General features: G+C 72.2%; 21 protein-coding genes. 7 read left to right on the plus strand and 14 right to left on the minus strand.

Features of this window, described 5'->3' with window-relative positions; all coding sequences use genetic code 11:
- Window positions 1-39: 39 nt before the first annotated feature.
- Together KZJ41_RS19010 and KZJ41_RS19015 are read left to right on the plus strand one after the other, a co-directional pair.
- Window positions 40-2,163 carry an MMPL family transporter gene (locus tag KZJ41_RS19010; protein ID WP_006945823.1) on the plus strand — a complete coding sequence of 708 codons (2,124 nt, stop codon included), beginning with the start codon at window positions 40-42 and terminating at the stop codon, window positions 2,161-2,163.
- A gap of 32 nt (window positions 2,164-2,195) precedes the next feature.
- Window positions 2,196-4,184, plus strand: coding sequence for an SDR family oxidoreductase (locus tag KZJ41_RS19015; protein WP_203330113.1), 1,989 nt, complete (start codon window positions 2,196-2,198; stop codon window positions 4,182-4,184).
- A gap of 60 nt (window positions 4,185-4,244) precedes the next feature.
- On the opposite strand, the gene KZJ41_RS19020 is transcribed toward KZJ41_RS19015, so the two are convergent.
- The 5 genes from KZJ41_RS19020 to KZJ41_RS19040 form a co-directional block, all read right to left on the minus strand.
- Window positions 4,245-5,129 (minus strand): sucrase ferredoxin, encoded by an 885-nt coding sequence (locus KZJ41_RS19020; protein ID WP_006945819.1) that lies wholly within the window; start codon window positions 5,127-5,129, stop codon window positions 4,245-4,247.
- A gap of 22 nt (window positions 5,130-5,151) precedes the next feature.
- Window positions 5,152-5,727 carry a YdeI family protein gene (locus tag KZJ41_RS19025; RefSeq protein WP_006945818.1) on the minus strand — a complete coding sequence of 192 codons (576 nt, stop codon included), beginning with the start codon at window positions 5,725-5,727 and terminating at the stop codon, window positions 5,152-5,154.
- 2 nt (window positions 5,728-5,729) lie between these two features.
- Complete coding sequence (locus KZJ41_RS19030) at window positions 5,730-6,251, minus strand: hypothetical protein (RefSeq protein ID WP_006945816.1); 522 nt, start codon at window positions 6,249-6,251, stop codon at window positions 5,730-5,732.
- A 271-nt stretch (window positions 6,252-6,522) separates the two neighbouring features.
- Window positions 6,523-6,990 (minus strand): DIP1984 family protein, encoded by a 468-nt coding sequence (locus KZJ41_RS19035; protein ID WP_203330112.1) that lies wholly within the window; start codon window positions 6,988-6,990, stop codon window positions 6,523-6,525.
- 29 nt (window positions 6,991-7,019) lie between these two features.
- A complete protein-coding gene (locus tag KZJ41_RS19040; RefSeq protein ID WP_251549416.1) occupies window positions 7,020-8,126 on the minus strand; it encodes an HNH endonuclease in 1,107 nt (368 codons plus the stop codon).
- A gap of 32 nt (window positions 8,127-8,158) precedes the next feature.
- On the opposite strand from KZJ41_RS19040, the gene KZJ41_RS19045 reads away from it, so the two are divergent.
- On the plus strand, window positions 8,159-8,461 hold the full coding sequence (locus KZJ41_RS19045; protein ID WP_006945808.1) for a nucleoside triphosphate pyrophosphohydrolase: 303 nt from the start codon (window positions 8,159-8,161) through the stop codon (window positions 8,459-8,461).
- An 89-nt stretch (window positions 8,462-8,550) separates the two neighbouring features.
- Here the strand turns inward: KZJ41_RS19045 and KZJ41_RS19050 are convergent, their stop codons facing one another.
- From KZJ41_RS19050 to KZJ41_RS19060, 3 genes are read right to left on the minus strand one after another with little or no spacing between them, the layout of a single operon-like run.
- A complete protein-coding gene (locus tag KZJ41_RS19050) occupies window positions 8,551-9,306 on the minus strand; it encodes an alpha/beta fold hydrolase (RefSeq protein ID WP_251549418.1) in 756 nt (251 codons plus the stop codon).
- Window positions 9,307-9,321: 15 nt separating this feature from the next.
- Window positions 9,322-10,893 carry a DNA polymerase Y family protein gene (locus KZJ41_RS19055; protein WP_065922359.1) on the minus strand — a complete coding sequence of 524 codons (1,572 nt, stop codon included), beginning with the start codon at window positions 10,891-10,893 and terminating at the stop codon, window positions 9,322-9,324.
- Window positions 10,890-11,678 carry a hypothetical protein gene (locus KZJ41_RS19060; protein ID WP_065922358.1) on the minus strand — a complete coding sequence of 263 codons (789 nt, stop codon included), beginning with the start codon at window positions 11,676-11,678 and terminating at the stop codon, window positions 10,890-10,892. The genes KZJ41_RS19055 and KZJ41_RS19060 overlap by 4 nt, the downstream gene beginning before the upstream one ends.
- 163 nt (window positions 11,679-11,841) lie before the next feature.
- Here KZJ41_RS19060 and KZJ41_RS19065 point away from each other — a divergent pair, with 163 nt between their 5' ends.
- Both KZJ41_RS19065 and KZJ41_RS19070 read left to right on the plus strand, forming a co-directional pair.
- Window positions 11,842-13,071, plus strand: a complete 1,230-nt coding sequence (locus KZJ41_RS19065; RefSeq protein WP_256997114.1) for a serine/threonine-protein kinase — start codon at window positions 11,842-11,844, stop codon at window positions 13,069-13,071.
- 39 nt (window positions 13,072-13,110) lie between these two features.
- The gene (locus tag KZJ41_RS19070; RefSeq protein WP_065922357.1) at window positions 13,111-14,172 is read left to right on the plus strand and encodes a MerR family transcriptional regulator; all 1,062 of its coding nucleotides are present in this window, start codon (window positions 13,111-13,113) and stop codon (window positions 14,170-14,172) included.
- A 95-nt stretch (window positions 14,173-14,267) separates the two neighbouring features.
- On the opposite strand, the gene KZJ41_RS19075 is transcribed toward KZJ41_RS19070, so the two are convergent.
- Both KZJ41_RS19075 and KZJ41_RS19080 read right to left on the minus strand, forming a co-directional pair.
- Window positions 14,268-14,930 (minus strand): response regulator transcription factor, encoded by a 663-nt coding sequence (locus KZJ41_RS19075; RefSeq protein WP_006934956.1) that lies wholly within the window; start codon window positions 14,928-14,930, stop codon window positions 14,268-14,270.
- The gene (locus KZJ41_RS19080) at window positions 14,927-16,201 is read right to left on the minus strand and encodes an ATP-binding protein (protein ID WP_006934957.1); all 1,275 of its coding nucleotides are present in this window, start codon (window positions 16,199-16,201) and stop codon (window positions 14,927-14,929) included. The genes KZJ41_RS19075 and KZJ41_RS19080 overlap by 4 nt, the downstream gene beginning before the upstream one ends.
- Window positions 16,202-16,334: 133 nt before the next feature.
- On the opposite strand from KZJ41_RS19080, the gene KZJ41_RS19085 reads away from it, so the two are divergent.
- Both KZJ41_RS19085 and KZJ41_RS19090 read left to right on the plus strand, forming a co-directional pair.
- A complete protein-coding gene (locus tag KZJ41_RS19085) occupies window positions 16,335-17,654 on the plus strand; it encodes a PspC domain-containing protein (RefSeq protein WP_050035515.1) in 1,320 nt (439 codons plus the stop codon).
- The gene (locus KZJ41_RS19090; RefSeq protein WP_006934962.1) at window positions 17,647-17,880 is read left to right on the plus strand and encodes a hypothetical protein; all 234 of its coding nucleotides are present in this window, start codon (window positions 17,647-17,649) and stop codon (window positions 17,878-17,880) included. Before KZJ41_RS19085 ends, KZJ41_RS19090 begins: the two co-directional genes overlap by 8 nt.
- A 54-nt stretch (window positions 17,881-17,934) precedes the next feature.
- On the opposite strand, the gene guaA is transcribed toward KZJ41_RS19090, so the two are convergent.
- The 4 genes from guaA to guaB form a co-directional block, all read right to left on the minus strand.
- On the minus strand, window positions 17,935-19,506 hold the full coding sequence (gene guaA / locus KZJ41_RS19095; RefSeq protein ID WP_006934964.1) for a glutamine-hydrolyzing GMP synthase: 1,572 nt from the start codon (window positions 19,504-19,506) through the stop codon (window positions 17,935-17,937).
- Window positions 19,507-19,554: 48 nt separating this feature from the next.
- Entirely contained in the window at window positions 19,555-21,288 is a 1,734-nt protein-coding gene (locus KZJ41_RS19100; protein WP_029544781.1) for an FAD-dependent oxidoreductase, read from the minus strand.
- Window positions 21,289-21,487: 199 nt separating this feature from the next.
- Window positions 21,488-22,627 (minus strand): GuaB3 family IMP dehydrogenase-related protein, encoded by a 1,140-nt coding sequence (locus tag KZJ41_RS19105; protein ID WP_050035516.1) that lies wholly within the window; start codon window positions 22,625-22,627, stop codon window positions 21,488-21,490.
- A gap of 73 nt (window positions 22,628-22,700) precedes the next feature.
- Window positions 22,701-24,224 carry an IMP dehydrogenase gene (guaB, locus tag KZJ41_RS19110; RefSeq protein WP_029544783.1) on the minus strand — a complete coding sequence of 508 codons (1,524 nt, stop codon included), beginning with the start codon at window positions 24,222-24,224 and terminating at the stop codon, window positions 22,701-22,703.
- Between the last annotated feature and the right edge of the window lie 226 nt (window positions 24,225-24,450).

Here is a 24,450-nt window from a genome sequence, read left to right on the forward strand (position 1 = left end):
GCGGAGCATCGGGTCGTCACCGCGAACGGAGCACACCACATGAACCGTTGGTCCACATTCGTCGTCGACCGGCGCTGGTGGGTGCTCGGCTTGGCCGTCCTCGTCGTCGTGCTCGCCGGGGTCTGGGGCACCGGGGTGTTCGGCCGGCTCTCGCAGGGCGGGTTCTACGACCCCGGCAGCGAATCGGCCGAGGTGCAGCGCATCGTGGACGACAACTTCGGTCCGCAGACCGCCGACATCATCGCGATCTACACCCCGCCGCCCGGGCGCACCGTCGCCGACATCGGACCCGAGGTGACCGCGGTGCTCGACCGGTTCGCCGCCGAGGTTCCCACCCATGCGGTCGACTCCTACTGGTCGGCCGCGCCGCCGGCGAAGCAGCTGCTGCTGGCGAAGGACGGCGGCAGCGCGGCGGCGGCCGTCACCCTCGAGCCCGGCTCGGAGATCACCGTCACCACGTTCCAGGGCCTGCTGCCGAAGCTCGAGGTCCCCGGCGTCGACGCGCAGTTCGCGGGGAACTCGGTCGTCGGCGTCGCATTCACCACCCGGCTCGAGCGCGACCTGTTGTTCGCGGAGGCGATTGCGCTGCCGGTGACGCTGGTGCTGCTGGTGTTCATCTTCGGCGGTCTCGTCGCGGCGGCGGTCCCGGTGTTCGTCGGGGTCCTCGCCGTCCTCAGTGCCCTCGCCACGCTGCGCCTGCTCACGATGTACACCGACGTGAGCTCCTTCGCGCTGAACGTCACGTCCCTCATCGGGCTGGGCCTGGCGATCGACTACGGGCTGTTCATCGTCAGCCGCTTCCGGGAGGAACTCGACTCGGGTGCCGACCCGGCGACCGCGACCCGTCGCACCGTGCTCACCGCGGGCCGCACGGTGCTGTTCTCGGGGCTGCTGCTGATGTGCGCGTTCGCCGGAATGCTCGTCTTCCCGCAGGCGCTGCTGCGCTCGCTGGGCCTCGGCGCGATCGCCGCGGTGCTCAGCGCGGCGGTGCTCTCACTCACCGCGATCCCCGCGCTGCTGGCGATACTCGGGCACCGCATCAACGCACTGACGTGGCGGGAGGGCGCGGCGCGGCGGGGCGAGGCCCGGGCCCGGCGCTTCTGGGGGGCGGTGGTGACGAAGGTGATGCGCCGGCCGGCGCTGGTCGCGGTGACCATCACCGCCGGCCTGCTGCTGCTCGCCACGCCGCTGTTGCGCGCCTCCTTCGGGGAGATCGAGTACACGGCCTTGCCGGCGGGCGACCCGGCGCGTGCCGCCACCCAGACGCTGCTCGACGAATTCCCCTCCACCGGCAACGGCGTCACGCTCGTGCTGAGGGGTGACGAGGGCTCCGGGCCCGCCCCGGCCGTGGTCACGTCGGTGTCCCGCGCGGCGGCGGACGTGGACGGCGTCGCGCAGACCGTCACCGTCGCCTCGCGGAACGATGTCGTGGTGCTGCAGGCGCTGTACGCACAGGGCGTGGAGGAGACGCCGCGGGCCGGCGAGATCGTCCGGGAACTGCGGGATCTGCCGCCCCCGCCGGGCACCGACCTGCTCGTCGGTGGCGGCCGGGCGATGGTCGACGACAGCAACGCCGCGATAGCGCGGTCGATGCCGGCAATGATCGCGATCATGGTGCTCTCGACCCTCGTGCTGCTGTTCCTGGCATTCGGGTCCGTGGTGCTGCCGCTCAAGGCGGTGGCGATGGCGGGCCTGAGCCTGGCGGCCACGTTCGGCGTGCTCACCTGGGTGTTCCAGCTCGGGAACGGAGCGGAGTTGCTCGGCGTGACCCCCAGCCCGCTGGAGCCGAGCTTCGTGGTGCTGATCCTGGCGGTGGTGTTCGGCCTGTCCACCGACTACGAGGTGTTCCTCATGTCGCGCATGGTGGAGGCACGGGCCGCCGGGGCGAGCACGGAGGAGGCGGTGCGGTTCGGCACCGAACGCACCGGCCGGGTGGTGACCTCGGCGGCGCTGCTGCTGATCGTGGTGACCGGCGCCTTCACGATCTCGGGCCTGTCGATCATGCGGTTCCTGGGTGTGGGGATGATCCTCGCGCTGATCATCGACGCGACGGTGGTGCGGATGCTGCTGGTGCCGTCGCTGGTCAAGCTGATGGGCGAGGCGAACTGGTGGGCGCCGGCGTGGATGAAGCGGGTGCACGCGAAGGTCGGCATCGGACACTAGAATCCGTTCTTACCTTGCAGTAGGTTCGGGCCATGGCCACGTACCTCGTCACGGGCGGCACCGGCTTCCTCGGCACGCACGTGCTCGGGCGACTGCTCGCGACCCACCCGGACGCCGACGTCCATGTGCTGGTCCGGCCGGCGTCGCTGCCGAAGTTCGAGGCCCTCTCCGCGCGCCTGGAGGGTGGGACCCGGCTGCACCCGCTGCTCGGCGATCTCACCGAGCCGGGACTCGGACTCGAGGCCGCGACGATTCCGCCGGCCGAGCACGTCCTGCACGTCGGCGCCATCTACGACCTCACCGCCGGAGAGGAGCAGGCCGCCACGAACGTGGCGGGCACCCGCGCGGTGATCGCCCTCGCGGAGAAGCTGGGCGCGACTCTGCACCACGTCTCGTCCGTGGCCGTCGCCGGTGATCACCGCGGCACGTTCGCCGAGGACGACCTCGACCTGGGCCAGCACTTCCCGTCGCCCTACCACCGCACCAAGTTCGAGGCCGAGAAGGCGGTCCGGGCGAGCCGGGTGCGCCGGCGCATCTACCGGCCGTCCGCGATCGTGGGCAGCTCCACCACCGGCGAGATCGACAAGATCGACGGCCCCTACTACTTCTTTCCCGCCCTGGCCGCGCTGGCGGCGCTGCCGGCGCGGCTGCCGCTGGTCCTGCCCGACCTCGGCGACACCAACCTGGTGCCGGTCGACTACGTCGCGGCCGCGATCGTCGAACTGATGCATCGTCCCGGACTGGACGGGCGCACCTTCCACCTCGTCTCCCGCCCGCAACCGGTCCGCGAGGTGTTCGCGGCGCTGGCCGCGGCGGCCGGTGCCCCCGTTCCCGTCGCCGGCGTGCCCGGCGCGCTGGTACGTCCGCTGTTGTCGATCACCGCGCTTCCCGGCCTGAAGACCGCCCGACGCCTCGCACTGCGACGGACGGGCATCCCACCGGTCGTGTTCGGCCAGCTGACCTTCCCGAGCCGGTTCGCCGACCGCAGCACCCGGGAAGCCCTGCGCGGCAGCGGCATCACGCTGCCCGAGTTCGCCGGCTACGCCCCCGTGCTGTGGCGCTACTGGCGCGAGCACCTCGACCCCGGCCGTGCCCGCCGCGACGATCCGCGTGGACCGCTCGTGGGACGGCACGTGCTGATCACCGGTGCCTCCTCGGGGATCGGACGGGCGAGCGCGATCGCCGCGGCCCGCGAGGGTGCCGTGGTCTTCGCCCTCGCCCGTCGCGCCGAGGCACTCGACGCAGTCGTCGCCGTGATCCGGGCGGGCGGCGGCAGCGCGTACGCGTATCCGTGTGACCTCACCGACCCGGCGGCGGTGGAGCGCACCGTGCAGGCGGTCCTCGCCGAGCACGACCACGTCGACATGCTCGTCAACAACGCGGGACGCTCCATCCGGCGCGGGCTGTACCACTCGACGGACCGGCTGCACGACTTCGAACGCACCATGGCGGTCAACTACTTCGGTGCGGTGCGGTTGACCCTGGCCTTGGTGCCGCACATGCGCGCACGGCGGTTCGGGCACATCGTGAACATCAGCACCGCCGGGGTGCAGGCCCGCACCCCGCGATACGCCGCGTACATCGCCTCGAAGTCCGCGCTCGAGGGGTTCGCCGACGTCGCCGCCTCCGAAACCCGGGACGACGGAATCACTTTCACCACCATTCACATGCCGCTCGTGCGCACCCCCATGATCGAACCCAGCGGGGCGTACAACCCGGGTCCGGCGATCAGCCCGGAGGACGCCGCGCGGATGGTGGTCCGAGCCCTCGTCGAACGGCCCAAGCGCATCGACGTGCCGATCGGCACCCTCGGCGAGCTCGGCGGCATCTTCGCGCCGGGCCTGCGGGACCGGATGTTCTCGCTCTACTACCACGCCTACCCCGACGCGCCCGCCGCGCGCGGCGAGCAGTGCGCCTCCGCCGACGCACCCCCGCAGCCGCGGACGCTGCCCCGTCCGGTGCTGCCGAACCCTGCGGTGCTGCGCCGGATCGGCCGGCTACTGCCCGGCGTGCACTGGTGAGGCGGCTGCGCCGCCGGTGTGTCCTTCGGGCGGTCCCGGCCGCCCGAAGGACACACCGCACTAGAGCGCAGTTGTCTCCGTCGCCATCAGCGGTCGCACCGGCTTCGGATCGGCGCCGCAGCTGACCGGACGCGGCGGCAACTGCCGGGTCTCGACCTGCACGCGCCAGCGGCGACCGTCGCGGTGCCGCACCACCGTTCCGGCGTCGCCCTCGTCGACGACGAGCGCGTCCGCATCCGCGGGCACCTGCCCCCGCACCGCGATCTCGGCGACCTGCCCGGCCGCGGACCAGCTGCTGCGCCCCCGCAACCCCGGCAGATACACCTCGCCGCGAGCGGCGGCCGCCACGGCGTCCCGGCTCTGCGCGACGTCGAGCCGGCCGTAGGTGTAGCCCGTGGGCAACAGGATCAGCGACGGGGCGAAGCGGTGCCCGCCGGTGTGCGAACACTCCCACACGTCGTCGCCGAACTCCGCAGCCAGCGCCGCCGCCACGGGGCGCCCCAGCACGGCACAGCACCGGTCCCGTTTGCCGTGGGCGCACACCAGCGCGACGGGCCGGTCCTGCGCACGGCCGAGGCCGGGCGCCGGGCCGGCGACGATGCGCGGGATCAGGTCGAGCAGTTCCTTCGGCTCCCCGACCTCCAGCCGCTCGCACCAGCTGCCGCCCGGATCGGAGCGGGCCAGGAGCACGGTGCGGCCGTCGCCGCGGCGGGCGGTGTCACGACCGGGCCGCCGGACGAACAGGAACCGCACTCCGACGGCGTCGGCCGCGGCCGAGATCTCGCCGGCGAGGCCGGGGCCGAGAGCGGTGCCGTCGAGGACGTCGCGCCCCCAGCCGGACGGCATCTCGAGGCACACCCAGCCGGGGGCGGTCGCCGCGGTGCCGGGCAGGGGCTCGTCCAGCGCGGAGGCCGCCGAGCAGGCAGGAGGAAAGGCGAGGCTCACCCGCCCATTGTGTCCGTTCGGGCTAGTCGTGGAAGCGACGGCCCTCCGCGAGCTGCTGCACGAAGGCCTCGATGCGGCGTGCCCGGGTCTCCGGGCGCTTCGCGGCCTGCAGCCGGTACACGATCGCGTACCGGTTGCGGCCGTCGAGCGTGTCGTAGAAGGCCTGCGCCGCGGGATTGCCCGCGAGGGCGTCGAGGAAGTCCTGCGGCACCTGCGCGGTCGCCTGGCCGGCGTAGGCGCGCTCCCAGCGGCCGTCGGCGCGGGCGCGGGCGACCTCGGCGGCCCCGGCCGGCGCGAGCCGGCCCTCTGCCTCGAACCGTTCGGCGAGCGCCCGGTTACGCTGCGACCAGGGGCTGCGGGCCCGGCGCGGAGTGATGCGCTGCAGCCGGAAGTCGTCGTCGAGCCTGCGTGCCTGACTGTCGATCCAGCCGTGGCACAGCAGTTCCTCGACCACCTCGGCGTAGGTCACCGACGGATGCGCCGATCCCTTCTTGGCGAGCTTGACCCAGATGCCGGGCGAGTCCGTGTGGTGCTCACGCAGCCAGGCGGCGAAGGACTCCCGGTCCGGGAAGTACTCGACGGGCAGCTCGTCGGCCATGATCATCTCCCCAGCCGGCGCAGGCCCGCCCGCGTCCCCAGGCCCAGGAAGCCCTGGGACAGGTAGGCGAGAGAGCCGAGCGCGAGCACCCACTTGACGGTGCTGACCGTCGTCGCCACCCGGACGGTGGTGTCGGTGATGCGGTCACGGTGGTCGAGCAGATACAGGCCCGCGGCGTTCTCGACGTAGTCCGCCGCCGCGGCCACCGCCGGAGCGACGGCGAGGACCCGGCGGGTGTGCGCGGGCACGGGCCGGTGCTCGGCGAGCGATCGCGCACCGGCCTGCAGTGCGATGGCAAAGATCAAGGGATGCACCAGATCCCAGTAATAGTGCCGGCGATACCGCGGGGCGGTGTCCGCGTCGAGTCCGTCGAGAACGTTGCGGTATGTCGCCGCGGAGAAGGCGGCCTGGATCCGTCCCACCGCCGGCGCGGCGGGGCCGAGCACGCGGGCGATGTTCGCCTGCGACACCACGAATACCGCGGCGGCGGCCAACAGTCGACGGTCGGACGCGGTCCATGTCATGCGGCGATCCTAGCGGCTGCGCCGCAGCGCGAGCGCCCTGTCGGGCCGACGGCTCGTGGGTGCCCCGTTCCCGCCCTCCCCGATCCGGATCAGCACGTGGTGATGAACTGTGCCGGCGTGCACCGTGCCCTCGTGCGTCGTGCAGGGCTGCCCTGTGTGCGGGAGTCGAACCCGCGGCGCTGCCCTCCGCGCGCCTGAGGATACAAAAAGGTCGATTCACCGCGACCCACGGCGTGTGCTCGCTTCCGATTCGGGTACCCGCTGCCCACGATCACTCGCCGATCAGATCAACCTCCCAGTTCACGCGCTGGATCTCCATGTCCACCTGCCGGATCCGGCGGGCCAGGTCGTCGGTGGTGCGCCGCAGGTCCCGGACCGACAGCGCCGAGACGTATGCCAGTTCGGACCGGAGTTGTCGCCCGTATCGGTCCCTGCTGCCCGAGGCCGCGTCCGCGGCCGCGGTCAGCGCACGGTGCCGGGCCTGCAAGGCGTCTCGTTCGGCCAGCGCGTCGGTGAGCGTGCGGTCGCCGACGCGGGTGGCGGTGTTCGTCTTGTTGATCCGAGCGATCAGCAGCGCATGCCGATCCATGGCGTCGGTGAGTTGGTCGAGGAGCTCGCCGGCATTCTCGGCGGGCTCCTCACCCTCCTGGTACCGGGCGTTGGCCACGATCCGGGTGCCGAGCTGCTCGATCCGCCGTTTCAGCTCGCCTCGCTCGGCGAGTGCCTCTGCCAACCGCATGGCGTCGAATCGTAGACGACCGGTCGTGTTCATGTGAACCCGGTTTCCGGCACCGTCGAGACCACCCAGCCGGGCGGAAATACCGTGTCCCACGTTCCGGTCCGCGAACGGCCCTGCCACGTCGGCGTGCCCGGGGGTGAGCTGCGGTACAGGCCGCGCGCGGCGGCAAGAGTGCGGTCGTACTGAGTCGGCCAACCGATGTCGGCGGCGAGCTGCTCGAGGACGGTGCGATCTCGGCTCAACGCCCGCTCGGTGTGCGCCAGCGCGGGCAGCGAATCCCGCTTGTCGGTGTTGCAACCTCCGCAGGCGAGTACGAGATTGGCCAGCCCGTCGAGAGGCACCCGGGACCACGGTAGCACGTGGTCAACCGGATTTCCATCGGAAAGGCTTGTCGCACAATAGAAACACTGCGTTCCGAAGGCCTCGCGCAGCGCCACGCGCGGCTTCGCGAGCGAGACGCGGTCGCGGCCGAACAGGTGCCCCGCGATGTCGGGAACGTCCTCGTCGAGAAAGGCGTTGTAGCGGCGCACGTCCTGAACCCACAGGATCTCCAGTGTCGGGGTGAGCAGACCGGACAGGCGGGCCAGCGCCGCCGCGCCCCCCGGAAACAGGCGGATTACGCCACCGTGCCGGGCAATCGCCGCTCGGGTGATTCCGGAGTGCAACCAGGAGTCGTCGTAGAGGAACGGTTCGCCACGTCCGCCCGGTAGCCGCTGCAGCCGGTACAGCGGTTGCTGCGCCAGTGTGAGCGCGACCTCCACGACAGCCTCGCGGTACAAGTCGGGCATCCGCAGCCTCGCGATGGACAGGCCGACCACCCCGCCGGCGTTCGCCGCACCGCGCAGCACCTCCACCGCCGTCAGGATCCGAGCCTTCGGCTGCGAGGACTGGCGCAACCGGTGCCCGTCGAACGGACGGACCTGGGGCCAGTACAGGTCGATCACCCGCTCGGCCAGGGCGTCGATCGGCACGTCGAGTGCCGCAGCCGGGTCCGCCGGCAGATGTTCGACGCAGAAGCCGACAAGTGCCGAAAGGGTCGCAAGCTTGTAAGTGGCGGTCCGGGCACCGGTCTCGAGGACGGCGACGACGCGCTGACCGAGCGCGAGGGCGTCCGTGGGTGGTCCGGTACCGTCCACCCCGCCACGGTAGCGCAGCGGGAGGAATCATGATGGGCAAGCTGGTCCGCGACCGGATTCCCGACATCATCGAGGCCGACGGCCGGGTGGCGCGCACCCGTGTACTCGATCGGGACGAGTACCGCAGCGCCCTGCTCGACAAGCTGGTCGAGGAAGCACACGAGCTGCGGGAAGCGCACAACGGCGACGAGCGGCTCGGCGAACTCGCCGACGTGCACGAGGTGTTCACGTCCCTGCTCGCCGCGTTCGGGATCGCCGCCGAGGAGGTGGCTGCCGCGGCCACCGCCAAGCGCGCCGAGCGCGGCGGCTTCGATCGCCGCATCTGGCTGGAATAGCGTCGGTACACCGGCAACAGGTTCCGGACGGCGACAACCGTCTCGACGGTTGTCGCTGTCCGGAAGCTCTGTCGTGGCGGAACGAGTGCTCAGGTGAGGAAGGGCAGCACGGCGGCCTCGAACTCGCGGTGCCGATCGCGGTGGATGCTGTGGCCGCAGGTGAAGTCGTGGACCGCGACGTCGCCGAGGACGTCCACAGCGGCCTCGAGCCGGGCCGGATCGACCATGCTGCCCGGCCCGCCCCGCAGGATCATCGTCGGTGCGGTGATCCGCGGAAGATGTTCCCACCACCGCGGATTCGGCGCGCGGAACTGGGTGAGCGCCGAGCTGGTCATGGAGCGGTCGAAGGCGAACGTCGCGCGCGGATTGCGCAGCAGGCTCGTCGAGGCGTGCCACAGCTCGGCCGGCGACGGCAGGCGCCCGCCGAGCACCTGCGGCGGATCGCCCGGGCGCAGCGGCAGCGGCGCCTCCTCGAGCACCAGGCGCCGCACCAGGCCCGGGCGCTGCTGCGCGACGAGGGATCCGGTGTGCCCGCCGAGGGAATGCCCGACGAGGTCGACCGTCTCGAGGCCCAGGTGTTCGCAGAGCCCGAGCACGTCGGCGCCGAACTCGTCGAAGCGGTAGGACGCGGCGCGGGCGCTGCGCCCGTGGCCGCGCAGGTCCACCGCGACGACCCGCCGACCGGCCGCGAGCAGGGACCGGGCGAACCGGTCCCACGTGCGTCCGTCGCCGCCCATCCCGTGCACCAGCATCACCGGCACCGGGTGGTGGCCCGTCCTGGGAGCCGAATCCCGGTAGGCGATCGCCACACCGTTCGGCGCGGCCGTCAGCACACTGGTCTCCACGTCAACCGAGGGTACTCACTCGTAGACGCCCTCCACATGCCAGCGGTCGTCGACGTGGATCACCAGCAGGGCCCGGGACTCCTCGAGCCGCACCTGCAGCCGCGCCGCCGCCCGCGCCGCGGCCGGGTCCCACCAGTACTCGTCCACCGGCCACGGCCCGGCCCAGGCGTGCACCCGCCAGCTGCGGCTGCCCCAGCTCAGCCGGGTGGGATCGCCGCTGAGCAGACCGCGCTCGGTCACCGTCACCGGGGTGCCCGACGCGTCCTCGAGCGCGATCGGGGGCAGGGTGGTGAGCACCACCGCCGGGGCGGGCGGGGGCAGCCGACCCGGCCACGGCGCCGACGGATCCGTCGCCGGCACCCGCTCCTCCCCCAGCGGCACGAGGGTCACCCGTTCCAGCGGGCCACGTCCGCCGCTGAGCACCCCCACCAGCACGGCTTCGCCACCGAGCAGTCCCTGCACCCGCACCAGGGCGCGCCGGGCCCGTTCGTCCTCGTCGCCGGCCCCGCCCCACAGGCCCAGCTGCAGCGCCCCCGCCGCCACCACCTCCACCGGTTCGAGCCGCAGCAGCACGATCCCGGCGGTGGGGCGGGTCGCGCTGTGCCCGGTGAGCCAGCCGTCGAGCTGCCAGCGCACCCGGTCGGCGGTGCCGTCCGGGGTCAGCGGTTCGGCGCAGCGCCACGTCCGGGCCAGCTCCTCACCGTTGCCGGTGCGGGCGGCCACCAGCAGCCGGGTGCAGGCCACCCCCGCCGCGGCCAGCCGGGTGTGCAGCAGCGCGGCGAGCGCCCGGCCGGCGAAAGCGGCCGAGTCGACCCGTTCGAGCGGCGGATCGCAGGGGCGCTCCACCACCAGATCGGGCGGCAGGGCACGACCGGACGGCGGGCGCTGCGGCCGTGCCCGTGCGCTGCGGTGCGCGGCGACGGCGTCCGCACCGAAGCGGGAGGCGACGTCGGTCGGCGACAGCGCGGCGAACGCCCCGATCGTGCGCAGACCGAGCCGTTTCAGCAGGTCCACCAGGTCGACGCGGTCCGGCGCGGTCAGGGACGGCTCCACGCAGATCTCCGAAATATTCAGGGGTGCAAGGAATTCCTCGTCCTCTCCGGGCGGGACGAGGCGGGCGTGGCGGGCGGCGAGCACCGCGGTGAACAGCTCGTCGGCGATGCCGACCTGGCATTCGACGCCGGTGGCGGCCACCTCGTCGACCAACCGCTCGGCCGCCGCCTCCTCGGAACCGAACCAGCGCACGACGCCGCGTGCAGCGAGCACCACCAGACCGGGGCGCAGCACCTCCACGCCGGGCGCCGCCGCGTCGATCGCCGCCACCACCGGCTCGAACAACCGCGCATCGCGGCCCGGATCATCCTGGGCGACATACAAATCCGGACACCGAGCCTGAGCCTCCCGTCGCCGCAGGCCCCGTCGCACGCCGGCGGCCCGGGCCGGTGCGGAACAGGCCGCCACGCGGTTGGCCGAGATCACCGCCACCGGCGCCGTGGGCGGCAGGTCGGCAGCCGCGGCGGCGGCGATCGCCGGCCAGTCCGGACACCACAGGGCCACCACCCGGGCCGGGCAGCCGGATTCGCTCACCGCGCCACCTCGGCCGGGCGGGGCACACTCCCCACCCGCGCCGGTTCTCCGGGGCGCCACTCCACTCCGGTTCGACCGGCACACAAGTCTATTCGCGCCACACGGGGCTGGAAGGCACGGCCCTGCGCGCGCACGGAAAGCCCGGTGCCGCACAGCCTGCCCCGAGCCGAGGCCGACAGTCCCCGGTAGCCGTGCACCGCGGCCTCGAGCCGCACGTGCGCTCCGTCCCACCGGCCGTCGGTGACCATCAGGGCCGCGCCCTTGCTGCGGGCCCGCGCAACCACCGCCCGGGTCCGCGCCGGCGGCACCACGGCGCCCCCGAGGCCGAGGACGACGAGGTCCATGCCGTCGAGCAGGACGGCGGCCACCTCCACCGGATCCGGTCCGGGCTCGGGGATCAGCGCGATCCGGCTCAGTTCGGCCCCCATCTCGGCGGCGGCGAGCAGGCCGAGGCGGCGATGCCCGACGACGGCGGCGTGCCCACCGGCGGCGGTGGCCGAGGCCAGCACACCGATCAGCAAAGACATTGCCCCGGAGAAACTTACGACGGATCCGCGGACCAGGCCACCGTCCGGGAGCAGCCGTGCGAGCGGCTCGGGTACCGGAAGCAGCCGGTCGACCGGCACCGGGGACGTCGCGGGCTCGGCGGGGCGGGGACGAGCACTCTCCCCCCTCACAGGAATCGCGGCGATCTGCCGCCGCAACGCCTCGAGCCGTTCCTGCCGGGGGAGCCCCGCCGGATCCTGCGACCCGCCCTCGACCGGAAACTCGGCCACCTCACCCACACGAACTCCCCTCGCCCTGCGCCGGCCGCGTATAGCACGGCCCACCGACAAACCGCGGGGAAGACGCGATTGTTCGAACACGTATTCGAACAGGTTCAGTAGACCCGACGGCGGGGCGCCCGTCAAGCGATGGCCCACCGCGGCATCCACTACCCTCGTCAAGGTGGCGGAACAGGAGCGAGCGGCAAGCGTCGTCGGCCCGGATCAGCTGGTGGCCGGACGTTATCGACTCGTCTCCAAGCTCGGCGGCGGTGGTATGGGCGCGGTCTGGCTCGCGCACGACACCCTGCTCGACCGGGACGTGGCCGTCAAGCAGGTCACCTCGACCGTGGGCCTGCCCACGGAGGCCGCCGAGGAGATCCGCCGCCGTACGCTGCGCGAGGGCCGGATCGCCGCCCGCCTCACCCACGAGCACGCCATCTCCATGTACGACGTCGCCCTCCACTCCGGCGAGCCGTGGCTCGTCATGGAGCATCTGCCCTCCCGCAGCCTCGCCCAGGTGATGAACATCGCCGACACCCTGCCGCCGCTCGAGGTGGCGCAGATCGGCACACACATCGCCGACGCGCTCGCCGCCGCCCACGCCGCCGGGATCGTGCACCGCGACATCAAGCCGGGCAACATCCTCGTCGCCGAGCGCGGCCGCGAGCTGGGCACCGTGAAGATCAGCGACTTCGGCATCGCCCGCGCCAAGGGCGACCACGACCGTTCCGGTGTGATCACCGGTACCCCCGCCTTCTTCGCACCCGAGGTCGCCCGCGGCAGCGATCCCACCGAGGCCAGCGACGTCTTCTCCCTCGGCGCGACCCTCTACACCGCAATCGAGGGCCAGCCACCGTTCGGCATCGACCCCGACTCGATCGCCCTGCTGCACCGCGTCGCCCGCGCCGAGATCATCCCGCCGACCCGGACGGGCCCGCTGACCGACGTCCTCCTCGCGATGCTGGAACCGGACCCCGCCCGCCGCCCGACGATGGAGCAGGCCCGGGACCGTCTCGCCGCGGTCGCCTTCGGGCCCGACGCCGATCCGGCACTGCTCCGCGGCCGGCCGATCCTGTCCGCCGACGGCACCGTCCCCGTGTGGGCGCGGCGCGCCACGACCCTCGTCGGTTCCCGGCGCACCGCGGGCACCGGGGGCACCCTCACCGGGTTGCCCGCAGCTCCCCACAGCGCGCCCCGCTCGATGTCACCGCGGGGCGTGCCCCGCTCGATGTCACCGCGGGGCGTGCCCCGCCCTGCGGAGCTGCTGCACCGGCTGCGGCCCACCGGTCCCCCGCCGCGCACCACGCAGGAGAAGATCGTGGCGTTCGCACCGATGGCGATGGCGATCATGGTGGCCGTGCTCGTTCTCGCGCTGATCGTGGCCCTGATCATCGCGGTCGTCGTGAGCTGAGCTTGACCTTCGGGTCGGCCGAAACTCGATGATGGGGCCGTGACCACCTCCCCAGACCTGATCACGATCGGCACCATGGCCCGGCTCAGCGGGCTCACCCCGGGAGCGCTGCGGTTCTACGGCGACTGCCGGCTGCTCGTGCCCGCCGTGGTCGATCCCGTCACCGGCTACCGGTACTACACGGTCGACCAGCGCGAGCGAGCGGTGACGATCCGTCAGCTCCGCGAACTCGACGTCCCGCTCGACGACGTCGGCCGGATCCTCGACGGCGATGCCGAGTCCGGTGCCGCGCTGCTCGACGAATACGTCGCCGAGCTGCATCGCCGGGCCGAGCGCGCGACCCGGCTGGCCTCCGCCGTCAAGGCCCGCCTCGTGGCGCCGCCGACGGTCGTCGTACCGGGCCGGCTCCTCGCCGACACCGTCGAACGCGTCTTTCCGTCCGTCGCCACGGATTCGGAAATCCCTTGCCTGACAGGCATTCTCGTTGAGGTCGACGCCGGGGCGGTGGTCCTGACGGCGACGAACCGTTACCGGCTGACCACCGGCTCCGTGACGGCCGCGGCCCGCACCGGGAACCCGTTCCGCACCGTCGCCGACGGCTCCGCGCTCCGCGGGACCGCCGCCTGGCTGCGGGAACACGAGAACGTCGGCCTGGCCCTCGACGACGACTCGGGCGCGCTCACCCTCACCGGCGCGGACGGCGAGCGGCACCGCTGCCCGGCCGTCGGGGGCACCTTCCCCGACTACGGCAGCATGCTCGCCGCCCTCGACCCACCGGTCACGCGGGTGATCGTGCACCGCGACGCCCTGGCCGGGGCCGTGCGCGACGCCGCGGCCGGCACGATCGACCTGTGCGTGCGGGCGGCGGCACTCACCGTCGGCCACCGGGGGCACGACCGCGTGCTGCCCGCCGACATCACCGGCGCCGACCTGGATCTCTCCTTCGACCGGGACGGGCTGGGAGCCGCCCTCGACACTGCCGTCGGCCCGGAGGTGCTGCTGGACATCGCCTCCTACGACCGGCCCGTCGTGATCCGTTCCGCTGCCGCCGGCGACCTGACCACCCTGGCCATGCCCGTCCGCCGAGAAGAACACCCGTGACCGCGACCCGACCATGACCGCCGTCGCCGGGGCGATGATCGCGGCGGCGCTCGCGGCCGGATCGACCGAGCGGCTGCCCACGCACGGAACTCCGGTCAGTCGATCCGCCGCCGGTGCGCCCACCGGGTGAGCGCATTGCGGTTGGACTGCTGGGTCTTGCGCAGCACGTTCGACGCGTGCGTCTCGACGGTCTTGACCGAGATCACCAGTTCCTCGGCGATCTCGCGGTAGGTGTAGCCGCGCGCCAGCAGGCGCAGCACCTCGAGCTCCCGGGGGGTGAGCGAATCGAGTTCGGGGTCGAGCGGCGGCTCGGGGACGCTCGAGCGGCCGGTGAACGAGTCCAGGACGAACCCGGCCAGGCGCGGGCTGAACACCGCGTCCCCGCCGGCGACGCGGCGCACCGCGTCGGCCAGCTCGGCCCCCGAGATGGTCTTGGTGACGTAGCCGCGGGCGCCGGCCCGGATCACCGCGATGACGTCCTCGGCGGCGTCGGAAACGCTCAGCGCCAGGCACACCGGGCCCTCGGTGATCCGCCCGAGCACCGCCACCCCGCCCCCGTCGGGCATGTGGACGTCGAGCAGGACCACGTCGGGGCGGGTGGCATCGATTCCCGCGACCGCTTCCGCGACGGTGCCGGCCTCGCCGACGACCTCCATGTCGCTCTCCCGGCCGAGTTCGGCGCGCACCCCCGACCGGAACACGGCATGGTCGTCGACCAGGAACACACGGAAACGGCGGGAGGCGTCGAGTGACGTCAAGTGGGCTGCTCCTCTGGATGGGCGTCGGTGCCCTCCCACTCTAGGGTCGTCGTCCGCTCCGGTCCGGCACCGGCACGGGGCATATGGATGCGGATCTCCGTGCCCTTGCCCGGGTTCGAGCGCACACCGACCCGGCCGCCGCGACGCTCCACGCGACCCCGGATCGAACGGGCCAGGCCCTGCCGGTCCTCCGGCACCGCGGATTCGTCGAAGCCGACGCCACGGTCCCGGACGAAGACGCTCACCTGTTCGGGTTCGACCTCGACGAACAGGTCCACGCTGTCCACCCGCGCGTGCTTGGCCGCGTTGACCAGTGCCTCCCGGGTGGCGCCCAGCAGCGCGGTGAACGACTCGGCGGTCAGGTCCTCGTCGTCGCCGGGCACCACGTCGCCGACGATCACCGGCGCCACCGAGACCCCGTACTGGTCCTCCACCTCGCCGGCGATGGTGCGCAGCGCCTCGGCCAGGCTGGTGTGCGGGGTCTCGCCGCCGCCGAACAGCCAGCGGCGCAGCTCGCGTTCCTGGCTGCGCGCCAGGCGCAGCACCTCCTGCGAGTTGTCGGCCTGCTTCTGGATCAGGGCGAGCGTCTGCAGCACCGAATCGTGCAGGTGCGACGCGATCTCCTCGCGTTCCTCGTTGCGGACGCGGGCGGCGCGTTCCTCCTCGAGCGCGCGCCACATCCGCACCCACAGCGGCACCGACAGCAGGCCGGCCCCGACCAGCGTCACCAGCACCGCCAGCACCGACGAGCGCAGGGCCGCCACGTCGACCTGGGCGAGGATCACGACACCGAGCCCGAGCACGATGAGCGAGGCGCCGCCGACCACCCGCGCCCAGGTCAGCACCGTCGGGCGGGCGGGCAGGCCCAGCACCGAACGCGGTCCCTCGGCGTCGAACTCGCGCCAGACCAGCGCGGCGCCCACCGCCACCACGACGACAGGCGCGATCACCGAGCCCACACCGCCGTTGAGCAGCCACGAAAGCCCTACGGCCAGGCCCAGTCCGATGACCGCCAGGCCCAGCGCCCGGCGCCGCTCGGTGGGCGACGGCGGTTCGGTGTCCGAGCCCTGCGGCGTGAGCGCCCACAGCAACCCGTAGGCGACGATGCCGAGGCCGGCGAGCGCCGCCAGGACCGTGAACGCCACCCGCACCTTGAGCACGTCGACCCCGAGGTGGTCGGCGAGACCACCGGCCACGCCGCCCACGACCCGGCCGCCGACCCGGCGCTCGAGGCGGGGGGTGGGCAGGTGCGGGTAGGGAACCGGCTGCATACCTTCGATACTGGCACGCGCACCCCGCCCCGGGCATCGGGGACGAACCCTGAGCCGGCGGCCGCGCGCAGCGGCAGAATTCAGGGTCGGTCCCTGATGTGCGGCGGGGCGGCGGTCGAGAAGGATGTGCAGCATGAACACGCGAAGCTTCCCCGAGCAGCTCTCGGACATGTGGCGCACCCGTCCGGTCCGGCTGCCACGGCAGGGCCATGTCGCCGGGGTGTGCGCGGGCATCGGCGTGCGGTACGACGTGGATCCGGTGCTGATCCGCGTGGCGTTCGTGGTGTCCACGTTCTTCGGCGGCGCCGGCCTGGTGCTGTATCTGGCGTGCTGGCTGCTGCTGCCGCGCTACGGCGATCAGGTCTCCCCCGCCGAGTCCCTCGTCGGCCGGGGGCACAGCTCCGAATCGAGCACCAAGGCCGTGGTGCTCCTGGTGGTGCTGGCGGTCGCGGCCAGCGCCTTCGGCCCGATGGGCCCCGGGGTCGGCGGTTCCGGGTTCGTGAGCATGGTGCTGATGCTCGGCGGCCTGTGGCTGCTGTACCAGCGCCGGCCCGAACCCCCGGCGCTGCCCGGGGCGCCGCAGCTGTTCCCACAGAACCCCTTCCAGGCCCCGTTCCAGCAGAGCCAGTACCAGCAGGCGCCCTTCGCGCAGCACACCGCCGCCACCGGGCCCGCGCCGGCGGATCCGAACTTCTGGACGAAGCCGGAACCGGACTCGCCCCGGGCCGCCGGCGCGGAGTCCCCCGAGGCGAACCCGGAGCCCCCGCAGGATCCGTTGCTGCAGCGCCCGACGCCGCCGTCCTGGGATCCGCTCGGCGTCGCACCGTTCGCCTGGGACCTGCCCGAGCCGGCGCCCGCGCCGTCGGTCGTGCCGGCGAAACAGCCCCGCTCACGGCTCACCACGACGGTGCTGGGCCTGGCGGTGCTCGCCGCGGCGGCCGCCGGCGCGGTGGCCTCCGCGGGTGAGGTCGCCTGGCTCACACCGGCGCGGATCGGCGCGATCGCGCTCGCGGTGATCGGACTCGGCCTGCTGTTCGGGGCGTTCCTGCACCGCGGCTACGGACTGCTGGTGGTGACGGGCCCGCTGCTCGGGTTCGTGGTGCTGGCCTCGCTCGTCGGGCCGATCGACACCTCGTCGTGGGGGGAACAGCTGTACTCGCCCCGCACCGCCGCGGAACTGCAGCCGGCGTACTCGGTGCAGATGGGTGCCCTGCAACTGGACCTGCGCGGGCTCGAACTCACCGAGGACGAGACCGTCACCGTCGAGACCCGCTTCGGTGCCACCGAGATCATGCTGCCGAAGAACCTCGACGTCGACGTCGTCTGCACCGAGCGGGCCTCGAACCCGTGCATGATGCAAGGCCTCGACGGCGGCGACGACGGCGTCGGCGGACCGGTCCTGACCCTGAACCTCGACACCGCATTCGGCAACTCGGAGGTGCGCCGTGGCTGACTTCGACACCGACCCCACCGACCCCACGACCGGCACCCGCCGGCGGGGCCCGTCGATCCTGATGCTGCTGTCCGCGATCGCGGCGCTGGCGGTCAGCGGGTGGGCGCTGATCGGGCCGTTCTCCCTCGAGCCGCTCGCGAACGTCGAATTCCGCTGGCTGCTCGTCGCGCTCGCCGTCGTCGTCGGCGCGGCCCTGGTGTTCGCGCCGGGCAAGAAGAAGCGCTGACACCCCGGAACGCACTGCGCCCTTCGGATCGGATCCGAAGGGCGCAGCCGCGTCTCACTCCCACTCGATGGTGCCCGGCGGCTTGCTCGTGACGTCGAGGACGACGCGGTTGACGTCGGGGACCTCGTTGGTGATGCGGGTGGAGATCCGCTCGAGGGTCTCGTACGGCAGCCGGGTCCAGTCCGCGGTCATCGCGTCCTCGCTGGAGACCGGGCGCAGCACGATCGGGTGGCCGTAGGTGCGGCCGTCGCCCTGCACGCCCACGCTGCGCACGTCGGCGAGCAGCACCACCGGGCACTGCCAGATCTGTCCGTCGAGGCCGGCCGCCGTGAGTTCCTCGCGGGCGATGGAGTCGGCGCGGCGCAGGATCGCGAGGCGTTCGCCTGTGACCTCACCGATGATGCGGATGCCCAGGCCCGGTCCGGGGAAGGGCTGGCGGCCGACGATCTCCTCGGGCAGGCCGAGTTCGCGGCCCACCGCCCGCACCTCGTCCTTGAACAGCAGGCGCAGCGGCTCGACCAGCGCGAACTGCAGATCCTCGGGGAGACCACCGACGTTGTGGTGGCTCTTGATGTTGGCGGTGCCGGTGCCGCCGCCGGACTCGACGACGTCCGGGTACAGGGTGCCCTGGACCAGGAACTCGACGGTCTCGCCGTGGGCGGCGTTCTCGCCGAGCACCTCCGACACGGCGCCCTCGAAGCTGCGGATGAACTCGCGGCCGATGATCTTGCGCTTGGTCTCCGGATCCGTCACGCCGGCCAATTCCCGCAGGAAGGTCTCGGCGGCGTCCACCGTGACGAGCCGGGCCCCCGTCGCGGCGACGAAGTCCTTCTCGACCTGCTGCCGCTCGCCCTCACGCATCAGGCCGTGGTCGACGAACACGCAGGTCAGGCGGTCGCCGATGGCGCGCTGCACCAGGGCCGCGGCCACGGCGGAATCCACCCCGCCGGACAGGCCGCAGATGGCACGGCCGTCACCGACCTGCTCGCGGATCTGCTCGATCAGGGCCTCGGCGATGTTCGCGGCCGTCCAGGCGGCGGGGATTCCGGCGATGTCGTGCAGGAACCGGCTGAGCACCTGCTGGCCGTGCGGGGAATGCAGCACCTCGGGGTGGTACTGGACGCCGGCGAGACGGCGCGCGCGGTCCTCGAACGCGGCGACGGGGGCGCCGGCGCTGCTGGCGGTCACTTCGAAGCCGGCCGGCGCGGCGGTGACCCCGTCGCCGTGGCTCATCCACACCGGCTGCGTCGCGGGCAGGCCGTCGTGCAGGACACCGCCGGTGACGGACATCTCGGTGCGCCCGTACTCGCGGTTGCCGGTGTGCGCGACGGTGCCGCCGAGCGCCTGGGCCATGGCCTGGAAGCCGTAGCAGATGCCGAACACCGGGACGTCCAGATCGAACAGCTTCGGGTCGAGTTGCGGCGCCCCGTCGGCGTAGACGCTGGAGGGGCCGCCGGAGAGCACCACGGCGAGCGGCTCACGGGCCGCGATCTCCTCCACCGTCGTGGTGTGCGGCACGACCTCGGAGTAGACCTTCGCTTCGCGGACGCGGCGGGCGATCAGCTGCGCGTACTGGGCTCCGAAGTCGACGACGAGGACCGGCCTGGACTGCTGGGTTTGCGACACCCGAACAGTCTAGAGGCCCGGTCCTCGCCCAACGAACGGCGGTTCGGGTCAGGCGACGCCGGAGGTGGAGCCGCTGCGGACCTCGACGATCGGCAGCGACAACGCGCCCGGAGCGCCCGCGGGCACCACCGGCTTCTTCGGGGCGATCGGGTCCAGCCGGCGGTAGCCCTCGCCCTGGGCGGGGCGCAGGTCCTGCTCCCCCTTGTTCGGCCACAGCGCCGCCGCGCGCTCGGCCTGCGCGGCGATCGTCAGCGACGGGTTGACCCCGAGATTCGCCGAGACCGCGGCTCCGTCGACGACGCTCAGCGTCGGATATCCGTACACGCGGTGGTACGGGTCGATGACGCCGTGCTCGGGGTCGGTCCCGATCACGCAGCCGCCGAGGAAGTGCGCGGTGAGCGGGATGTTGAAGATCTCCCCCCAGGTGCCGCCGGGGACGCCGTCGATCTTCTCGGCGATGCGGCGGGTGGCCTCGTTGCCGACGGGAATCCACGTCGGGTTGGGGTGCCCGTGGCCCTGCCGGCTGGTGACCTTACGGCGGCCGAGCAGGCCCTTCTTGGTGTAGGTGACGATCGAGTTGTCCAGGTTCTGCATGACCAGGGCGATGATGGTGCGCTCGCTCCAGTCCTTGACGCTGAGCATCCTCCCCATCTGGACCGGGTTCCGCGCGGCCTGGCCGAGGAACTTCAGCCACCGCGGGACACGGCCGCCGCCGTCGGTCATCAGGGTCTGCAGCAGACCCATCGCGTTGGAGCCCTTGCCGTAGCGGACGGGTTCGATGTGGGTGTCCGCGGTGGGATGGAACGACGAGGTGATCGCCACCCCGCGGGTGAGGTCGAGTTCCGGATCGACGCGCATCTTGCCGGCACCGACGATCGATTCGGAGTTGGTGCGGGTCAGGTGCCCGAGCCGGTCGGACAGCTGCGGCAGGCCGCCGGTGTCCTTGAGGTGGTGCAGCAGGTGCTGGGTGCCCCAGGTGCCGGCGGCCAGCACCACGTGCCCGGCGGTGTAGGTGCGACGGTTCTTCCGCTTCCATGCGCCGGTGCGCTCGGTGTCGACGTCCCATGTGCCGTCGGCGGCCCGGCGCAGGCCGGTGACCGTGGTGAGGGGGACGATCTCGGCGCCGGCGCGCTCGGCGAGCCCGAGGTAGTTCTTCAGCAGCGTGTTCTTGGCACCGTGCCGGCAACCGGTCATGCACTCGCCGCATTCGATGCAGCCCGTGCGGTCGGGGCCGACACCACCGAAGTACGGGTCGGCGACGGTGCGGCCGGGCTCACCGAAGAACACGCCCACCGGGGTCTGGATGAAGGTGTCCCCGACGCCCATGTCCTCGGCGACGGACTTGACGATCTCGTCGGCGGGGGTCATGTGGGGGTTCTGCACCACGCCGAGCATGCGACGGGCCTGGTCGTAGAACGGGCTGAGCTCGTCGTTCCAGTCGGTGATGTGCGCCCACTGGCTGTCCTGGAAGAACGGGGCAGGCGGCTTGTAGAGGGTGTTGGCGTAGTTGAGGGATCCGCCGCCGACGCCGGCGCCGGCGAGAATGAGGACGTCGTGCAGCAGATGGATCCGCTGGATGCCGAAGCACCCCAGCTTGGGCGCCCACAGGAAGCGCTTGAGATCCCAGCTGGTCTTGGCGAAGTCCGCGTCGGCGAAGCGCCGGCCGGCCTCGAGAATGCCGACCTTGTACCCCTTCTCCACGAGCCGCAGGGCCGTCACACTTCCGCCGAACCCCGATCCGACGATGAGGACGTCGTAGTCCGTCGCGCGCTGCTCACCCACCGAAACACCTCCATGACGCTGGTTGTTACTCACCAGTATGCACAGACTCGCTGTGACCACTGCCACAAGGGTGCCCTAACTGTAACCTCGAGTTCTAGAAACCGCAGGTGGGCGCCGAAAACGGCTGTGGCCGAATGTCACATCACGTCGATCGGATCGAAGCGATGTGACATTCGGCCACAGCGGAAGAGGGGGACGGCTACGCGCGGACGGTCAGGCCCACCTTCTGGAACTCCTTGAGATCCGAGTAGCCCGACTTCGCCATCGCGCGGCGCAGGCCGCCGACCAGGTTCAGCGAGCCGAACGGGTCGTCGGACGGACCGGCGAGCACCCGGTCCAGGCCCGGGCGCTCGTCGTAGGCGACCTGCAGCAGCGCGCCCCGCGGCACGGACGGGTGCGCACTCGCCGACGGCCAGTACCAGCCGCGGCCCGGCGCCTCGGCCGAGACCGCGAGCGGGGCCCCGAGCACGGCGGCGTCGGCACCGCAGGCGATGGCCTTGGCCAGATCGCCCGAGGTCTCGATGTCGCCGTCAGCGATGACGTGCACGTACCGGCCACCGGTTTCGTCCAGGTAGTCGCGACGGGCGGCGGCGGCATCGGCGATCGCGGTCGCCATGGGCACGCCGATGCCCAGCACCTCGCTCGTGGTGGTGGCCCCGGCCGTCGAGCCGTAGCCGACGATGACGCCCGCCGCGCCCGTGCGCATCAGGTGCAGCGCGGTGCGGTGGTCGCTCACACCGCCCGCGACGACGGGCACGTCCAGCTCGGAAATGAACGTCTTGAGGTTCAGCGGCTCGCTCTCGCCGTGGGCGACGTGCTCCGCGGAGATGATGGTCCCGTGGATGACCAACAGGTCGATGCCCGCCTTCACCAGGTGCGGGGTCAGCGCCCGCGCGTTCTGCGGGCTGACCCGCACGGCCGCGGTCACGCCCGCGTCGCGCACCTGCGCGACGGCGGCGGCCAGCAGGTCGGGCTGCAGCGGGGCCGCGTGGAGCTTCTGCAGGTGGGCGATCGCCGCAGCCGGGTCCGCGTCGGACTCGGCGATGCCGACGAGCCTCTCGATCTCGGCGTCGACGTCGGCGTGCCGGCCCCACAGGCCCTCACCGTTGATGACGCCGAGACCGCCGGCCCTGCCCAGCTGCACCGCGAAGGACGGCGAGACCAGCGCGTCGGTGGGATGGGCGAGCAGCGGGATGTCGAATCGGTACGCGTCGAGCTGCCAGGCCGTCGACACCTCCTTCGAGGAGCGCGTCCGGCGGGACGGCACGATGTTGATGTCGTCCAGCTCGTAGGTGCGTCGGGCGGTCCGCCCCATGCCGATTTCAACCAGGTCGCGCACGCGCGTCCCTTTCTTCTCAGGTAGATGCCCCCGCCGGACACTCCGGCGGGGGCCCGATCGCGGACTCGGTGCTCTAGCGAACCACGTAGTTCGGTGCTTCGGCCGTGATCGTGATGTCGTGCGGGTGGCTCTCCTTGAGACCCGCCGCCGTGATCTGCACGAACTGTGCCTCCTGCAGCTGTTCGATGCTGGCGGCACCGGCGTAGCCCATCGCGGCGCGCAGACCACCGATCAGCTGGTGCGTCACCTGCTGCAGCGGACCGCGGAACGGCACGCGGCCCTCGATGCCCTCGGGCACCAGCTTGTCCTCGGAGAGCACGTCGTCCTGGAAGTAGCGGTCCTTCGAGTACGACTTGGCCGCGCCCCGGCTCTGCATCGCGCCGAGCGAACCCATCCCGCGGTAGCTCTTGAACTGCTTGCCGTTGACGAGGATCAACTCGCCGGGCGACTCGGCGGTGCCGGCCAGCAGGGAGCCGAGCATGGCCGTGGAGGCGCCGGCGGCGAGAGCCTTGGCGACGTCGCCGGAGAACTGCAGGCCGCCGTCGGCGATGACCGGGACGCCCGCGGGCTTGGCGACCGCGACGGCCTCGAGGATGGCGGTGATCTGCGGGGCGCCGACACCCGCGATGACGCGGGTGGTGCAGATGGAGCCGGGTCCGACGCCCACCTTCACGGCGTCCACGCCGGCCTCGATGAGCGCCGCGGCGCCCGCCCGGGTCGCGACGTTGCCGCCGATGATCTGGACTCGGTCGCCGACCTCGGCCTTGAGCTTGGCGATCATGCCGAGCACACCCGCCGAGTGACCGTGGGCGCTGTCGACCACGAGCACGTCCACCCCGGCGTCGGCCAAGGTCATGCCACGGGTCCACGCGTCGTCGCCCACGCCGACCGCGGCGCCGACGAGCAGGCGACCGTCACGGTCCTTGGTGGCGTTGGGGTGCTGCTCGGTCTTGACGAAGTCCTTGACGGTGATCAGGCCGGTCAGGCGGCCCTGTCCGTCGACGATCGGCAGCTTCTCGATCTTGTGGCGGCGCAGCAGCCCGAGGGCGGCCTCGGCGGTGACCCCCTCCTGCGCGGTCACCAGCGGCGCCTTGGTCATGACCTCCGAGACCGGGCGGTTCTGGTCGACCTCGAAGCGCATGTCCCGGTTGGTGATGATGCCGACGAGCTGGCCGTCGTCGTCGGTGACGGGCAGCCCCGAGATGCGGAAGCGCGCGCACATGGCGTCGACCTCGGCGAGCGTGGCGGTCGGCTTGCAGGTGACCGGATCGGTGACCATGCCGGCCTCGGACCTCTTGACGGTCTCGACCTGCGCAGCCTGCGCCTCGGCGGAGAGATTGCGGTGCAGGACGCCCATGCCGCCGACGCGGGCCATGGCGATGGCCATGCGCGACTCGGTGACGGTGTCCATCGCGGAACTGACCAGCGGAACGCGGAGGCGGATGTCCCGGGTCAGCTGGCTCGACGTGTCCACCTGGCTCGGGATCACGTCCGACGCGGCCGGAAGCAGCAGCACGTCGTCGAAGGTCAGACCCAGCATGGCGACCTTGTTGGGGTCGTCACCGCCGGTATGCACGTGCCCTCCGGTACTACTCATGCGGTTCGGACCCTCCATGACGCGTCGATACGGTGCGGGCGGGTGGGCCCCGGCCCGGCAACGGTGATTACGGAACACAATGTCGTGAAAGACAATGGCGTGAGCGGTGCGCACATTCCCCGGACGCTCCGAGCAACGATGCCCTGCTCGTGGACTATCGTATCGGTTTACCGGAACAGGCACACACGCGCATCCGCACGCGTGGATCCGCCCGCGTACACGAAGC

Origin of the sequence: Rhodococcus sp. 11-3, from assembly GCF_023704055.1 — a bacterium.
In the GTDB taxonomy this organism is placed as follows: Bacteria; Actinomycetota; Actinomycetes; order Mycobacteriales; family Mycobacteriaceae; genus Rhodococcus; species Rhodococcus aetherivorans.

Excerpts from the sequence above, each read along its gene's own strand:
- KZJ41_RS19045 (WP_006945808.1), top strand. The coding sequence starts at position 8,159 with ATGGGCAAGCTGGTCCGCGACCGGATTCCCGACATCATCGAGGCCGAC.
- KZJ41_RS19085 (WP_050035515.1), top strand. The coding sequence starts at position 16,335 with ATGAACACGCGAAGCTTCCCCGAGCAGCTCTCGGACATGTGGCGCACC.
- KZJ41_RS19010 (WP_006945823.1), top strand. The coding sequence starts at position 40 with ATGAACCGTTGGTCCACATTCGTCGTCGACCGGCGCTGGTGGGTGCTC.
- guaB (WP_029544783.1), bottom strand. The coding sequence starts at position 24,224 with ATGAGTAGTACCGGAGGGCACGTGCATACCGGCGGTGACGACCCCAAC.
- KZJ41_RS19080 (WP_006934957.1), bottom strand. The coding sequence starts at position 16,201 with ATGCAGCCGGTTCCCTACCCGCACCTGCCCACCCCCCGCCTCGAGCGC.
- KZJ41_RS19015 (WP_203330113.1), top strand. The coding sequence starts at position 2,196 with ATGGCCACGTACCTCGTCACGGGCGGCACCGGCTTCCTCGGCACGCAC.
- KZJ41_RS19035 (WP_203330112.1), bottom strand. The coding sequence starts at position 6,990 with ATGCGGTTGGCAGAGGCACTCGCCGAGCGAGGCGAGCTGAAACGGCGG.
- KZJ41_RS19030 (WP_006945816.1), bottom strand. The coding sequence starts at position 6,251 with ATGACATGGACCGCGTCCGACCGTCGACTGTTGGCCGCCGCCGCGGTA.
- KZJ41_RS19025 (WP_006945818.1), bottom strand. The coding sequence starts at position 5,727 with ATGGCCGACGAGCTGCCCGTCGAGTACTTCCCGGACCGGGAGTCCTTC.